12 protein-coding genes are annotated in these 13110 nt (G+C 57.6%); 7 read left to right on the top strand and 5 right to left on the bottom strand.

Features of this window, described 5'->3' with window-relative positions; translation table 11 throughout:
• Positions 1–19 precede the first annotated feature (19 nt).
• Positions 20–1423, top strand: coding sequence for a metalloprotease TldD (gene tldD, locus B2P82_RS03955; RefSeq protein ID WP_290495288.1), 1404 nt, complete (start codon positions 20–22; stop codon positions 1421–1423).
• Between the two features lie 109 nt (positions 1424–1532).
• Positions 1533–1973, top strand: a complete 441-nt coding sequence (locus tag B2P82_RS03950; RefSeq protein ID WP_290495286.1) for a rhodanese-like domain-containing protein — start codon at positions 1533–1535, stop codon at positions 1971–1973.
• A gap of 76 nt (positions 1974–2049) precedes the next feature.
• Here B2P82_RS03950 and B2P82_RS03945 read toward each other — a convergent pair whose 3' ends face one another.
• Together B2P82_RS03945 and B2P82_RS03940 are read right to left on the bottom strand one after the other, a co-directional pair.
• Positions 2050–3846, bottom strand: a complete 1797-nt coding sequence (locus B2P82_RS03945; RefSeq protein ID WP_290495284.1) for a peptide MFS transporter — start codon at positions 3844–3846, stop codon at positions 2050–2052.
• Between the two features lie 110 nt (positions 3847–3956).
• Positions 3957–5336 (bottom strand): glutamate--cysteine ligase, encoded by a 1380-nt coding sequence (locus tag B2P82_RS03940; protein WP_290495282.1) that lies wholly within the window; start codon positions 5334–5336, stop codon positions 3957–3959.
• Between the two features lie 108 nt (positions 5337–5444).
• On the opposite strand from B2P82_RS03940, the gene B2P82_RS03935 reads away from it, so the two are divergent.
• Entirely contained in the window at positions 5445–6077 is a 633-nt protein-coding gene (locus B2P82_RS03935) for a DUF6891 domain-containing protein (RefSeq protein ID WP_290495280.1), read from the top strand.
• On the opposite strand, the gene B2P82_RS03930 is transcribed toward B2P82_RS03935, so the two are convergent.
• Positions 6074–6844, bottom strand: a complete 771-nt coding sequence (locus B2P82_RS03930) for a 16S rRNA (uracil(1498)-N(3))-methyltransferase (RefSeq protein ID WP_290495278.1) — start codon at positions 6842–6844, stop codon at positions 6074–6076. The genes B2P82_RS03935 and B2P82_RS03930 overlap by 4 nt on opposite strands.
• Before the next feature lie 47 nt (positions 6845–6891).
• Here B2P82_RS03930 and B2P82_RS03925 point away from each other — a divergent pair, with 47 nt between their 5' ends.
• The 4 genes from B2P82_RS03925 to B2P82_RS03910 all read left to right on the top strand — a co-directional run bounded on the left by B2P82_RS03925 (position 6892) and on the right by B2P82_RS03910 (position 11751).
• Positions 6892–8265, top strand: a complete 1374-nt coding sequence (locus B2P82_RS03925; RefSeq protein WP_290495276.1) for an NAD-dependent succinate-semialdehyde dehydrogenase — start codon at positions 6892–6894, stop codon at positions 8263–8265.
• A gap of 98 nt (positions 8266–8363) precedes the next feature.
• Positions 8364–9494, top strand: coding sequence for a 4-hydroxybenzoate octaprenyltransferase (ubiA, locus tag B2P82_RS03920; RefSeq protein WP_290495274.1), 1131 nt, complete (start codon positions 8364–8366; stop codon positions 9492–9494).
• Positions 9495–9572: 78 nt separating this feature from the next.
• Positions 9573–11039 carry a pyridoxal phosphate-dependent decarboxylase family protein gene (locus B2P82_RS03915; RefSeq protein WP_290495272.1) on the top strand — a complete coding sequence of 489 codons (1467 nt, stop codon included), beginning with the start codon at positions 9573–9575 and terminating at the stop codon, positions 11037–11039.
• 43 nt (positions 11040–11082) lie between these two features.
• Positions 11083–11751 carry a DsbA family oxidoreductase gene (locus B2P82_RS03910; protein WP_290495270.1) on the top strand — a complete coding sequence of 223 codons (669 nt, stop codon included), beginning with the start codon at positions 11083–11085 and terminating at the stop codon, positions 11749–11751.
• Positions 11752–11830: 79 nt separating this feature from the next.
• Here the strand turns inward: B2P82_RS03910 and B2P82_RS03905 are convergent, their stop codons facing one another.
• Together B2P82_RS03905 and atpD are read right to left on the bottom strand one after the other, a co-directional pair.
• Positions 11831–12238, bottom strand: coding sequence for a F0F1 ATP synthase subunit epsilon (locus B2P82_RS03905; protein WP_206990671.1), 408 nt, complete (start codon positions 12236–12238; stop codon positions 11831–11833).
• A gap of 20 nt (positions 12239–12258) precedes the next feature.
• A partial coding sequence (gene atpD / locus B2P82_RS03900) for a F0F1 ATP synthase subunit beta (protein ID WP_290495268.1) occupies positions 12259–13110 on the bottom strand: 852 nt, incomplete at its 5' end.

Here is a 13110-nt window from a genome sequence, read left to right as displayed (position 1 = left end):
TGTCACGCATCTATTCAAGATGACTCAGACATCCCTGCCCTTCGACCTGACCAAGGCTTCTGAAATCCTGTCCGACGCCGCAAAAGGCGCCGACGATGGTGACCTTTTTGTTGAGCGCTCCCGATCAGAAAGCTTCGTATTTGATGATGGGCGGCTGAAGTCCGCCGCGTTTGATACCGATCAGGGCTTCGGTCTTCGAGTCGTCGCAGGTGAGACGACCGGCTCCGGCTATGCTTCCGAATTGTCGCTGGATGCGATTCGCCGCGCGGGCGAAACAGCCTCGCAAGCCAAGCGCGGCTATTCAGGCCATCTCGCGACTGGACCGACTCCAACAAATCGTCGGCTCTACAACCCGATTGATCCAACCTCTGCGCCAGACTTCTCCTTGAAAACCGGCCTGCTGGCTGAAATCGATGCTTGGGCACGCGCCTATGACCCGCGCGTGGTTCAGGTCTCGGTCTCGCTCGCGGGCAGTCACAAGGAAATCGACATTGTTCGCCCGGATGGTGCAGTCTTCTCGGAAGTCCGGCCGCTCGTTCGTTTGAACGTCTCGGTGACACTGGAAGAAAACGGACGCCGCGAATCGGCTGGCGCCGGTGCCGGTGGCCGTGCTGCTTATGAAGATTGGATCCAACCGGATCGCTGGAAGGCAATGGTCCAGCGCGCCGTGAAGAAGGCGTCTGTGAATCTCCAATCCATCCCCACGCCTGCCGGACAGATGGAAGTCGTGCTTGGGCCAGGCTGGCCGGCCGTTCTGTTGCATGAAGCAGTAGGTCATGGCCTTGAGGGTGACTTCAATCGCAAAGGCACAAGCGTTTACTCCGGTCGCATTGGTGAGCAGGTCGCTGCCAAGGGTGTCACCATTATTGATGATGGCAGCATCGAACGCCGCCGGGGCTCACTCTCCTTTGATGATGAGGGTACGCCGACGCAGAAGACCGTTCTGATCGAAGACGGCATTTTGAAAGGCTACATGCAGGACCGGATGAATGCGCGCCTTATGGGTCAGGCCCCGACCGGCAATGGCCGCCGCGAAAGCTATGAATCCGCCACCATGCCGCGCATGACCAACACCGTGATGCTGGGCGGCGACAAGGACCCGGACGAAATCGTCGGCTCCATCAAACGCGGCTTGTGGGCCGTGGATTTCGGCGGCGGCCAGGTTGATATCACGTCCGGAAATTTCGTGTTCCAGTGCACCGAGGCCTATCTCGTCGAAAACGGCAAAATCGTTGCACCGGTCAAGAATGCGACCCTGATCGGCCACGGCCCGACTGTACTTCAGGATGTCACCATGATCGGCAACGACTTCGCCATGGATGATGGCGTGGGGGTCTGCGGCAAGGCCGGGCAGTCCGTACCTGTGGGTGTGGGCCAGCCAACGCTCAAAGTAGGTGCCCTGACTGTAGGCGGCGCTGGCTAAATTTGCCGTCATCTTGGGTAATCGGACTTGCGATGAACCGCGCCCTTTGACACTTTGCCGCCATAATTGAGTCTTGGCTCAATGCGGTGAAGTTAGAATTGAGTTTCCTATGGCCCGTCCGGTTACATTTATTCTGTCCGCAGCGTCAGCAGTTTTCGCGCTTGCCCTGCCCGCCTCCGCCGATGTGCAAACCCTATCCGCAGATGCTGCCCACACCCTCGTCCAGCGCGGAGAACTTATTCTGCTGGACGTGCGCACTCCGTCCGAATGGGCGATGACCGGCATGCCGCGCGACAGCGTGGGCGCCAATGTGAAAGACGTGGATTTCCTGGCTCAGGCGCGCGGCGCGGTTCTGGGAGATCTCGACTACCCTGTCGCCGTCATCTGCCGGGCGGGCAACCGCTCCACCCTGGCGGCGGCGCAACTCGAAGCGGCCGGCTTTGCAGATATCTACGAGATTGTCGAAGGCATGGCCGGGTTGGAAGGGATTGGTGACGGCTGGATCAAGCGCGGTCTGCCGACAGACCAGTTCCTGCCGCCGGATCGCTGACACTAAAACAGGATCACTAAAGAAAAGGGCGGCTCCCGATGGAAGCCGCCCTTTTTGTTTGCTTGCGGAGGAATGTTTAGAACATCTCGTCCGAAACCATGGAAGATTCCGCTGGCAGTTCGCTACCCTTCATCCAGCTTTTGATGATCGGCGAGATGATCAGCATGAAGACGCCAATCCCCATCGCGACATAGCCGACATTCGCATAGACGCTGACATAGGTGGCCTTCGCCGCCGCAACATCCGTGATCTGGCCCCCGATGGTTTCGGCGCCAGTCGTGCGGGCAATCACGCCCGCGAGATAGTTCGACAGTCCGGAATACAGGAACCATGCCCCCATCGTCATGCCGACCACGCGCGCCGGGGCCAGCTTGGTTACAGCGGACAGGCCAACCGGTGACACCATCAGCTCACCCATCGTGTGAACCCAATAGATCAGGAAGATGAAGCCGACGGCGGTCATCCCCGCGCCGGACATGCCGATGCCGCCCACGAGAGAGAGGAAGCCAAGGCCAGCAAGGAACACGCCGATCGCAAATTTCACCGGCGTCGACGGCTCCAGTTTCCGCTTGGACAGGGCAATCCACATCCAGGCAAAGATCGGGGCGAAGATGACGATGTAGCCCGCGTTCAGGAACTGGAAGACCGGCGTCGGCACGTTGATCCCAAACATTTCCTTGTCGACCAGACGGTCCGTAAACAGGGTCAGCGATGAGCCAGCCTGCTCGAACAGGGCCCAGAATGGAATCTGCGCCAGCACGAAGTAGATCGCCGCAAACATGCGTTTCCGCTCGGTCCCCTGAAGCTGCACGAAGGAATACCCCACGAGACCAACGAAGATGGCAATACCAAGTGAGCCGACAAACCAGTCGGGAATCACTTCAGCATTCATGACGAGCAGCATGGCCACACCGATCACGAGGGCGCCGGCAAGATAGCAGGCCATCTCGACATTGATCGGGCCGAGGAAGGATTTCTTCAACGCTTCCGGGTTCGGCGGCTCAGCTTTTCCATCCAGGTATTTCTGGCCCCAAAGAAAAACGAGCAGACCCGCCAGCATACCGATACCAGCAAGTCCGAAGCCGTATTTCCAGCCCCAGAGGATGCCAATGATGCCGCAGCTCAGAGATGAGAGCAGCGAGCCGAGATTGATGCCCATATAGAAGAGGCTGAATCCGGAATCCCGCCGCGGATCGTCAAACTCATAGATCGCGCCCACAATCGTGGAGATGTTGGCCTTCAAATAGCCAACGCCTGCAATGATGAAAGCCAGCGAGAGAAACAGGATGTTTGTATAGAGTTCCTGCTGCTCGATCCGTGTCGTGTAGGCGTCTTTTGCGATCTGCTGATAGACGGCCGCAGTCGGCTCTTTGGCATCATCAGCGCTTTCCAGGATCTGCAGATCCCCACTGCCCTGCTCGAAAACGATCCGGCGGGTTTCTCCATCCATGTCGACAAACAGCTGGCGTTGGTCACCGCGGCCCTCATGCTGGATCTCGATCTCGGAGCCACCCGTGACCACATATTCCTTTGAGCCACTGCCCTCGAACGCCATGCCGAAATGACCGAGGCAGAGCAGGATCGCTCCAAAGGTCACCGCCTTGCGCTGGCCGAGGTATCGGTCGGCCAGTGTCCCGCCGATAATCGTCATGACATAAACGAGCGCCGTATAGGCCCCATACATGATCGACGACTTCTCATCCGAGAAGAGGAAATGCTGGGTCAGGTACAAGACCAGCAGGCCGCGCATCCCGTAATAGGAAAAACGCTCCCACATCTCGGTAAAGAACAAAATGGCCAACCCCTTAGGATGGCCGAAAAATGAGGTATCGCGGGGTTTGCCCGCTGCACCATTCGCAGTGATGTTTGTCACGCGCTCAACTCCCCGGAAATTCTTACGAACCGGTAGTTTGACCACGCAAACGCCAAGCTCTCAAGGCAGCTTGTGCCAATTGAGAAGCCCCGATGAGGGAATTTATTCCCTTAATAGGCCTGATCGACGAAAATGCGGCTCAGATCGCCCTGCCACTCGCCATGATATTTTTCGAGAAGGCGCTCGGCGGGCGTGAGTCCTGTCCGCGCGATCTCATCAAGTTCACTGAGATAGCCCGTTTCATCATCGCCCGACACAGAAAGATTTGCGCGACGTTTCAGACCGGCCCGGGAAATGTCCAGCACGCCAAGCGCGAGGTCCTGCATGGTGCGGCCACCCGGCACAGGCGTACGCAGGCCTAGCGTACGTACTCCCTGCCGCATCGATTCGCGTTCCGCATCTGACCAGGACTTCACCAGGTCCCAGCAGGCATCCAGACTTTCTGAGCAATACAGCAATCCGGTCCAGAAGGCGGAAAATGCACATAGATGACTCCATGGACCTCCATCAGAACCGCGCATCTCCAGAAATTGCTTGAGACGGACTTCAGGGAAGATCGTCGAGAGATGGTCCGCAAAATCGTCCATCGCCGGCTTCTCGCCGGGCAGAATGGGCAGTTTCCCATCCATGAAGTCACGGAAAGAGAGACCGCTTGCGTCTAGGTATTTGCCGCCGCGCCGGACGAAATACATCGGCACGTCCAACGCATAATCCACATAACGCTCGAATCCGAACCCGTCCTCGAACACGAAGGGCAGCATGCCCGTACGGTCGGGATCCGTGTCAGTCCAGATTTGCGACCGGTAGGACAGGAAGCCGTTCGGGCGACCTTCCATGAAGGGCGAGTTCGCAAACAGCGCCGTGCCGAGCGGCTGTAGCGCCAGCGAGACGCGGAACTTCTTCACCATGTCCGCTTCGGAGGCAAAGTCGAGATTGGCCTGAACCGTACATGTGCGAAACATCATCTGCCGTCCCAGACGGCCGACCTTGTCCATATAGTCCATCATTATGCGGTAGCGGCCTTTGGGCATCACCGGCGTTTCGGCGAGACTCCAGACCGGGCTCGCACCGAGGCCCATGAAGGCAACGCCCAGCGGATCGGCAATGTCTCGGACTTCGCGCAAATGCGAGCCCACTTCATTACAGGTCTGGTGCATGGTTTCGAGTGGCGCACCTGACAACTCGAACTGACCGCCCGGCTCCAAAGATACGCTCGCGCCATCCTTCTTCAGACCAATCAGCTTGCCGCTTTCGACGATTGGCTGCCAATCAAACCGGTCGCGCAGGCCTTCCAGAATTGCCAGAACGGAGGCCTCACCTTCGTAGGGCAGCGGGCGCAAACCATCGCGCAGAAAGCCGAACTTCTCATGTTCAGTCCCAATGCGCCAATCTGCTTTCGGCTTGTTGCCAGCCTCGAAATACTCGACCAGCTCGGATTTCCCCGAGATACGCTGGGAGTTTTCGTCGATATCCGACGTCGGCGTGGTCACAATGGAGGCCTCCCCTCAAACTCTTGCTGTGAGTGCACATAGGGATGTTTCGCTCGAGCGCCAACCGGGTTATTCTCACAAGTTCGTTTATTCCCGCAGGTGAGACTGATGACGCGATTTACCACAGAAGAACGCGATGACCTCAAAGTCTGGGCACGCATCCATGTGCGTGGTGGCTATGAACCCGTCGAGGAAATCGAGGAAATCCTTCTGGATCTGACCGAGGAGTTCGAGTCGCCTATTTCAGAGCGTGACCGGCAATCCGAGATTCGGTCCGCGCTGATTCAGGAAATCGAGGCCGTGCAGTCAGAGCAGGCCAAGTGGCCAGTGCTGACAGACTTCGACCGTCTGGAACTCGCCTTCGACATGCTGGATGACAAGGATATTGTCGCCCGACAGAATTTCACGTGCTGCGGCACATGCGGAGCTGCGGAGATCAATCTCGAAATTGAGGAGTTCGAAGCCTATGGCCGTCGGGCACGCGGCTACGTCTTCTTTCACCAGCAGGACACGGAAAGCGCGGTCAAATCCGGCAATCTCTATCTCAGCTACGGAGCCTCAAATAATACGGCGGACGCGGTGTTCCTCCAGATTGGCCAGGAAATCTTCGATACGCTGAAGGCCGTCGGGTTGAACGCTCACTGGGACGGCAAGCTGGAACATCGCATCGGGATTACGCTTGAGTGGCAACGTCGATGGGAAAGTGCCGTACCGAAGCCCATGAAGCGGTGGCCCTTCTAGGTCCAGTCACCACACACCGCTTGCCAAAGGGTTAGCGCCGAGACGGCCGCCGTTTCCGCCCTTAAAATTCTGGGGCCAAGACTTATAGGATAAGTATACGCGCGCGCACGCAGGAATTGGCGTTCATCCGGGCTGAATCCACCTTCAGGGCCGATAAGGATCGCTGCACTGCGATCTTTCAGGGAGTCCAGCACCGAAAGAGCGGCTCGTGCCCGTCCGGACTCCCCGCCCCAAGGCTTGGACTCGTCCTCACCAGCTTCATCACAGAAGATCAGCGCCGTGTCGTCGTCCAGTTGAGCAAGCGCTGCTTCCAGAACCACGAGGTCAGAAATTTCCGGCAGATCAAGCCGTTCAGTCTGTTCCGCAGCCTCGAGGGCAATCTTGTTGAAACGGTCAAGCCGGACAGTTCGTGTTTGCGTGAACTGCGTGATCACAGGCTGAATGGACCGAGCGCCAAGTTCGGTCGCCTTCTCAACGATGAAGTCAGTTTCCGCCTTCTTCACTGGCGCAAACAACAATGCGAGATGGGGTGCGTCTGCGCTCATCTGTTCGCGCGTTTGCTCGACCGGGATGATAATGGCCGTCTTGCCCTCAGGGGCCCCGAGCTCACACAACCATTCTCCGTTCAGGCCATTGAATGTACGAAGCCGGTCACCCGGAGATAAACGCATGACCCGCATCAGATATTTTGACGCGTCTTCTTCCAACCGGAGTGGTACAGAAGGCTCGAGAAGGGCCGACACAAAAAGTCGCGGTATTGAACTCATATGTACGACATACCTTCTATCAGCAGGAAACTCAGCACGAGGTGATAATGGCGGACCAGACTATTAAATCCGTAAATCCGGCGAATGACACAGTCATCGAGGAATTTACACCCCACACTCCAGCGCAAGTAACAGCCGCCATAGTGAAAGCGGACGAGTGCTTTTCTGACTGGCGCAAGACCAGCTTCGAATTTCGCGCCGGGCTGATGTTGAAGGCGGCGGACGTGTTGGAAGCCAATGCCGATCGTTACGCCGCTGACATGACCGCCGAAATGGGCAAAACTCTCGGCCAGGCCAGAGCCGAAGTGAACAAGTGCGCCTGGGTGTGCCGGCACTATGCCGAACAGGCCTCGAACTACCTTGCCGACGAACCGATGGAGAGCAGCGGCACAAAAGCCTATGTCCGCCACCTTCCACTCGGTGTGATCCTCGCAGTCATGCCTTGGAATTTTCCCTTCTGGCAGGTGTTTCGCTTCGCTGCCCCGATCCTGATGGCGGGTAATACGGGCCTGCTGAAACATGCATCCAACGTGTTCCGCTCTGCCCTCAACATCGAAGAAGTCTTCGTGGAAGCAGGCTTTCCGCGAGGCGCTTTCCAGACACTCCTGATCGGGTCAAAACACGTCGAAAGTGTTATCAAGGATGATCGCGTAAAAGGCGTTTCACTTACAGGCTCCGGCCCTGCAGGTGGAGCGGTTGCAGCAACTGCGGGCAAGGCCATCAAGCCCTCCCTTCTCGAACTTGGTGGATCCGACGCATTTATCGTCATGCCCTCCGCTGACCTCGAAAAAGCACTCGACGCAGCCGTCAAAGCCCGGACCCAGAACAATGGTCAGTCCTGCATCGCCGCAAAGCGTTTTTTCGTCCACGCCGACGTTTATGACGCGTTCAAGAGCGGCTTTGAGGCTCGCTTCAAAAACCTCAAAGTCGGCGACCCAAGCGAGGACGGGACCCATATTGGACCTCTTGCTACCGCGTCCATTCGCGATGAGCTCGTCGAACAGGTCGAAAAGTCGGTCAAGGCTGGGGCCACCGTTTTCCACGCGGGCAACACCCTGCCCGATACCGGAAACTGGTTTGATCCATGCATAGTGATCGGCGCTCCGGAGGGCAGCCCGTCAGCCGACGAGGAAATGTTCGGACCAGTCGCCAATCTCTGGAAAGTGAATGACCTGGACGAGGCCATCCGCCGCGCAAACCAAAGTGTTTTCGGACTTGGATCAGTCATTTTCACGCAAGATAAAGTCGAAATGGATCAGGCCGTTATCGAATTGGAGGCTGGTGCCACGTTCGTCAACGCGATGGTCTCATCTGATCCTCGGATGCCGTTCGGGGGGATCAAACAGTCCGGCTATGGGCGAGAACTGGCCGCTGACGGCATCAAGGCCTTCGTAAATCGCAAGACCGTGTTCATCGCCTGAACCAGACTGCGTTAGCGCCAGAGGGATTTTCTGGTACTATTCGCCTCGTGCTTGTCTGTGGCTGTTTGAAACACAGAATTTCGGTATAAGCCGCTGCGATGGACGACACACGCACGATTCCAGCCGATAGCGCCCTGCCCGGATGGCTGTCTGGCCTGCCGCTTGGCTGGCAACCCTATGCCATGCTGGCCCGGTGGGACCGGCCGGTGGGCATCTGGTTGCTCTATCTGCCATGCTTGATCGGTCTGGCATTCCAGCGATTGATTACGGGCGTTTATGTATTTGATCTCGTCTGGGCGATCCTGTTCCTGCTGGGCGCGGTGGCTATGCGCGGAGCAGGCTGCACGTGGAACGACATAACCGATCGGGGCTTTGACGCCAGCGTGAGCCGCACAGCACTACGACCACTTCCATCCGGCGCGGTCACGCTGAAACAAGCCTACTATTTTCTCGGAGCCCAACTTCTGATCGGATTTACCGTCTGGCTCCTGTTGCCATTGGACGCAAAATTCGTCGCGCTACTATCGATACCGCTGGTCGTCGCATACCCCTATATGAAGCGCGTGACCTGGTGGCCTCAAGCCTGGTTGGGCCTGACGTTCAATTGGGGGGTCCTAGTTGGCGCGGCCGTTGCATCCCATGTCAGCTTTCCCGTCATCGTGCTGTATGCTGGCCTGATACTGTGGACGATCGCTTATGATACCATCTACGCGCTTCAGGACCGTGAAGACGACGCCCTGATTGGTGTCCGGTCCACCGCGCGCCTCTTCGGCAAGCGGGCTGTACTGATCAGCTTCTGCTTCCACCTCGGCGCAGCGGCGCTTATCGCCCTCGCAGCTGCCATGAATGAGGCCGGTCGAATAGGCGCGCTGACCGCGTTGCTATTCCTCGCTCACGGCGTCTGGCAGTCAGTGCGACTGAAGTCGAGCCGTGAGCAAGCCGCGCTTGCCGTATTCAAATCCAATGTCTGGGCGGGCGCCCTTGTTGCATTTGGCTTCGCCCTGTCCGCCATGGCACCGGAGCCGACTCAGAGTTCGCTATTTGCTGACCATGAGCTTGTTCCAGACGGTCCTCCTTCCACGATGAGCCTGCCCTTCGGGTTCGAGATGAAACATGCACGCCCGTCTCCTTCAGAATCTGGTGAGACTTGGTTTGCGAGTGCAGCCCTCAGAGCCCTAAAGCGCGAAGGCGTGATTGGACCGGAGGAAGACGCGCCCTCAGCACCTTGACCCCTTCAAGGTGCGACGCATGCGCTCGCCCCTGTCCGACCCCGTTGTCTCCGCAGCAAAAAGGCGAGATCGAAGAGTATGACCTCTTATGATCAAACGCCGCCGCCATTTTCCGAAGACAGCCTGGATCCATCTGACTGGAATGCCTTTCGCAAGCGGTTGCATGCCATGGTCGACACTGCCGTCGATAAGATGGAGCATACGCGCGAAGGCAGAGTCTGGACGCCGCCTCCCGAGGATATGAAAGACGCTTTCAGTCTTTCGGAATCCGGCCTGCCGCCGGAAAGTGTAGACTCTATTATGCGGGAGTTGCTGCCATATGGTGTCGGAAACACGCATCCGCGCTTCTTCGGCTGGGTGCATGGGGCAGGCACACCGTCCAATCTGGTTGCAGATATTATCACAGCGGCGATCAACGCGAATACTGGCGGTCGCAATCATGGTGCGATTGAGGTGGAGCGCCAACTGATAGACTGGTGCAAGCGTCTCTTCTCTTTTCCGCAGGATGCGAGCGGCCTGATCGTTTCAGGCACATCAATGGCGACCATCATTGCACTGAAGGCCGCACGTGATGCCCATCTCGACTTTCACAGTCGCGCCGAAGGCATGGGGACACACAGACTGGTCGGCTACACATCCAGTGAAGCCCATGCCTGCATTGCGCGGGCATTCGACTTGCTCGGCCTAGGCACCGCTGCATTGCGCAAGATCCCGGTTACGCCAGCGCATCAAATCGATGTCTCGGCGTTGCAGGAGGCGATAACAGCAGATCGCGCAGCAGGATTCGAACCCTTTCTGGTCGCAGGCACGTGCGGCTCGGTGAATGCAGGTACCGTCGACGACCTCGCCGCGCTGGCGGAAATGTCGGAAGCAGAAGACCTATGGTTCCATGTTGATGGCGCATTCGGTGCACTCGGCATGTTGAGCGACCGGTTGCGTCCGCGTCTGAACGGGCTGGAGCGTGCGGACTCAATTGCTTTCGATTTTCATAAATGGCTTCACGTGAATTACGATGCAGGTTGCATCCTGATCCGCTCGGGCCAGACACACCTGAAAACTTTCTCAGACCGTCCGGATTATCTCAAATCAGCAGACCGCGGGCTGGCCGCGGGTGGTACTTGGCCGGTTGAACTCGGGCCAGAATTATCGCGCGGGTTTCGGGCGCTCAAAGTCTGGGCGCAGATTGCCGAGCATGGTGAAGCCAAGCTTGGCAGGCTGATCACTCAGAACTGCGACCAAGCCGCTTATCTGGGCGAACTGGTTCGGACCACACCTGAACTGGAGTTGCTGCTTCCTGTCTCAATGCAGATTTGTTGCTTTCGATATCTGCGCGAAGACCTGTCCGATACAGAATTGGACGAGTTGAACGCGGAGATTGTCGTCCAGCTGCAACTGCAAGGTATAGCCGCACCTTCTACCACGAAGATAAATGGGCGCGTGGCGATCCGCGTGAACATCACAAACCACCGGACCCGGCGCTCTGACCTGGACCTGCTTGCTCGCGAAATCCTGCGAATTGCGCGGGAAGTTCTGAGTTCTGACTGACACGTTATTTGCGTCTGGGCAGATGCATACCTAGATTGGTCGCATGACACTTGTGATCGAAATGGTATCGGACCTGGTTTGCCCCTGGTGTTGGCTTGGCAAGCGCAGGATGGACGACGCAATCAAACTGGTCCCGGAACTGGACGTGGAACTGATCTTCCGTCCTTTTGAACTGGACCCGACAATTCCTGTCGAAGGCGTCGACTACAAGGCACATATGAAGGAGAAGTTTGGCTCTGATTCCGGAAGGGATCGCGCCAACACCATGCGTGACGCCCTGATCCAGTACGGACAGGAAGAAGGCATCCCTTACCAGTTCGACCGGATCACGCGCCGCCCGAACAGTTTCAATGCGCACCGCCTTGTGCGCTGGGCACAGGGCCAACAGAAAGGTTCAGAAGCCAAGGAAGCGCTTTTCAAGGCATACTTCTCCGATGGACGTGACATTGGAGAGACCGAGGTACTGGTCGACATTGCGCGTGAGATCAATCTCGACCCATCCATTGTCGCTGAATTGATGCCCACCGATGCCGACGTCGAGAATGTCCGCAACGAAGAAGCCCTGTTCCAGCAAATGGGCATAAGCGGTGTGCCGACATACATCGCGCATCGACGTATCGCCGTTCAGGGGGCCGAGACCGCTGAAAAGTTGGCGAAGTTTCTCCAACACGCCGCAACGCAGTTACCGGAAGAACGCCCAGCCCAGGGCTAATCAGACGATCTACCACTCCCAAAACGCAGAACGCCGCCCCGAAAGGGCGGCGTTCCTGTTTGCCTAACTGTTGGTTCGGTTAGTGAACCATCGCCGCCTTGAGGCTTTCGAGATAATCGTAGTGCTCTTGCAATGCGAGCTTGGCGCTGTCGCCCTTATCCAGCGACTGGATTTTCAGAAGCGTCTCGTCGAGCTCCTTCTGGACATCCTCGACTTTCAGCTTGTCCAGCATGCGGGCTTCTTCCGCCAGAATGGTGAGGCCTTCGGCCGTCACATCGGCAAAACCACCACGCACAAAGATGCGCATCTTGACAGTGTCGCCTTCCAGAACACGAACAACACCATTCTTGAGCGTGGTCATGAACGGAGCATGGTTTGCGAGCACGCCGAACTCACCTTCCGAGCCGGGGGCAATCACGTGATCCACCTCGCCGGAGAAAAGTTCTCTGGCGGGGGATACGAGTGAGAAGTGGAGTTTGTTGGCCATTCGTCCCTGTCCGTTATCGCTTAGGCGTCAGCCAGCATCTTTTCAGCTTTGGCTTTCGCCTCATCGATATTGCCGACCATGTAGAAGGCCTGCTCTGGCAGGTGGTCATACTCGCCCGCTATCAAGCCTTTGAATGCCGTGATCGTGTCTTCGAGTTTCACCTGCACGCCCGGCGAACCGGTGAAGATTTCAGCCACATCGAACGGCTGCGACAGGAAGCGCTCAACCTTACGGGCGCGAGCCACGGCCAGTTTGTCGTCTTCCGACAGTTCGTCCATGCCGAGGATGGCGATGATGTCCTGCAGTTCCTTGTAGCGCTGCAGGATTTCCTGCACGCCGCGCGCCACGTTGTAGTGGTCTTCGCCGACGACCATCGGGTCAAGGATACGGCTGGTTGAGTCCAGTGGGTCCACAGCGGGGTAGATGCCCTTTTCAGAGATCGCGCGGTTCAGAACCGTGGTCGCATCAAGGTGGGCAAACGATGTGGCAGGCGCAGGGTCGGTAAGGTCATCGGCCGGCACGTACACGGCCTGGACCGAGGTGATCGACCCCTTGTTCGTCGAGGTAATGCGTTCCTGCAGCATACCCATGTCGGTTGCCAGCGTGGGCTGGTAGCCCACAGCGGACGGAATACGGCCCAGAAGTGCGGACACCTCAGCACCGGCCTGGGTGAAGCGGAAGATGTTGTCGACGAAGAACAGAACGTCCTTGCCTTCTTCATCGCGGAAGTATTCAGCTTGGCAGAGGCCCGTGAGGGCGATACGGGCACGCGCGCCCGGAGGCTCGTTCATCTGACCGTAGACCAGTGCGATCCGGCTTTCGCCTTCCAGGTTGATAACCTTGGATTCGATCATCTCGTGGTAAAGGTCGTT

Origin of the sequence: Hyphomonas sp. UBA4494 (assembly GCF_002388935.1) — a bacterium.
Lineage (GTDB): Bacteria > Pseudomonadota > Alphaproteobacteria > Caulobacterales > Hyphomonadaceae > Hyphomonas.
Note: the sequence above shows the minus strand (reverse complement) of the source record. Positions and strands in the feature narration are given on the sequence as shown.

Coding starts and splice junctions, on each gene's coding strand:
- tldD (WP_290495288.1), top strand. CDS start 20: ATGACTCAGACATCCCTGCCCTTCGACCTGACCAAGGCTTCTGAAATC.
- B2P82_RS03950 (WP_290495286.1), top strand. CDS start 1,533: ATGGCCCGTCCGGTTACATTTATTCTGTCCGCAGCGTCAGCAGTTTTC.
- B2P82_RS03935 (WP_290495280.1), top strand. CDS start 5,445: ATGACGCGATTTACCACAGAAGAACGCGATGACCTCAAAGTCTGGGCA.
- B2P82_RS03930 (WP_290495278.1), bottom strand. CDS start 6,844: ATGAGTTCAATACCGCGACTTTTTGTGTCGGCCCTTCTCGAGCCTTCT.
- B2P82_RS03925 (WP_290495276.1), top strand. CDS start 6,892: ATGGCGGACCAGACTATTAAATCCGTAAATCCGGCGAATGACACAGTC.
- ubiA (WP_290495274.1), top strand. CDS start 8,364: ATGGACGACACACGCACGATTCCAGCCGATAGCGCCCTGCCCGGATGG.
- B2P82_RS03915 (WP_290495272.1), top strand. CDS start 9,573: ATGACCTCTTATGATCAAACGCCGCCGCCATTTTCCGAAGACAGCCTG.
- B2P82_RS03910 (WP_290495270.1), top strand. CDS start 11,083: ATGACACTTGTGATCGAAATGGTATCGGACCTGGTTTGCCCCTGGTGT.
- B2P82_RS03905 (WP_206990671.1), bottom strand. CDS start 12,238: ATGGCCAACAAACTCCACTTCTCACTCGTATCCCCCGCCAGAGAACTT.